The following is a 1,024-nucleotide window of genomic DNA, read 5'->3' as shown; positions in this document are numbered from 1 at the left end:
GAGAGGCTGTGCCATTGGCCGAGCAGGACGGCTTTGAACATGGAGAGCAAAGGATAGGCGGGACGGCCGCCGTTGTCGCGCACGTAGCGGGTTTTGCGGCCGGCGAGGTATTGTTCGATGGGTGTCCGGTCAAGAATACGGTCGAGTTTGATGAGGGGGAAGCGGTCGAGATGTTTTTCGATGTGGTTGAGGGCGTCGGTGTGTAAAAAGCTGCTCATGAACAAAATCCTCTAAATTCCCGGAGTTTGATGTGAGTGGGAATTTAGAGGATTTTTGAGGGTTTTGCAAAGGTCTCAGGTGTAAGAAACTCTAGCGTTGTTTACACTTTCCGTTTTTTGCATGCAGACCCATTTTGGGATTTTTGAGGGTTGTCAAGAATGCCGAAAGGCACGGCGAAGCCGCATCGTTCTTGAGAATACTCAAAAATCACGAAACCATCATTCCTGCAAAAAACAAAAGCTGTTTGGCATAAAAAGTGTAAATAACCCGACCTTTTCCAACACCTAAAGTCCCCACTAAGACATTTAGGGGATTTCTCATGAGCACCTTCTTCCAACAAACCGCCCAAGCCATGACTGCCAAACACATCGACCGCTTTCCCCTGTTGAAACTCGAGCAGGTGATTGATTGGCAACCGATCGAGCATTACCTGAACCGTCAAACGATCGAGCATTACCTGAACCGTCAAAGAACCCGCTACCTTCGAGACCACCGCGGCCGTCCCGCTTATCCCCTGTTGTCCATGTTCAAAGCCGTTCTACTCGGCCAATGGCACAGCCTGAGACCTTTGCAAAACCCTACGCCAACAAACAGCCGGAACATGCTTCATCATGTTCCGGCTGTTTTTGCGTAAAAAGTAGACAAGCTACCCCTAAAGTCCCCTTAAAGTGCCTCATTATGAGGCACTGCCTGCCTGTTCAGGCAGCAACAGGCACACCTATCCTGTTGGCCGCCTTCAACAGGTTCACACACATCGCCTTCAGGTGGCTTTGCGCCCTCACTTTGCCCAACCCGAAATAGGCTG

General features: G+C 50.4%; 3 pseudogenes. 1 reads left to right on the top strand and 2 read right to left on the bottom strand.

Going from position 1 to position 1,024, the window contains the following annotated elements:
- Nucleotides 1–218, bottom strand: a pseudogene (locus AKG43_RS12920) (IS5/IS1182 family transposase); the annotation flags it as partial.
- Nucleotides 219–538: 320 nt separating this feature from the next.
- On the opposite strand from AKG43_RS12920, the pseudogene AKG43_RS11830 reads away from it, so the two are divergent.
- A pseudogene (locus tag AKG43_RS11830) lies at nucleotides 539–781 on the top strand (hypothetical protein); the annotation flags it as partial.
- A gap of 136 nt (nucleotides 782–917) precedes the next feature.
- On the opposite strand, the pseudogene AKG43_RS12915 reads toward AKG43_RS11830, so the two are convergent.
- A pseudogene (locus AKG43_RS12915) lies at nucleotides 918–1,024 on the bottom strand (IS5/IS1182 family transposase); the annotation flags it as partial.

The organism is Neisseria sp. 74A18, from assembly GCF_001308005.1.
Classification (GTDB): Bacteria; Pseudomonadota; Gammaproteobacteria; order Burkholderiales; family Neisseriaceae; genus Neisseria; species Neisseria dumasiana.
This window is presented reverse-complemented; position numbering and strand designations above follow the sequence as displayed.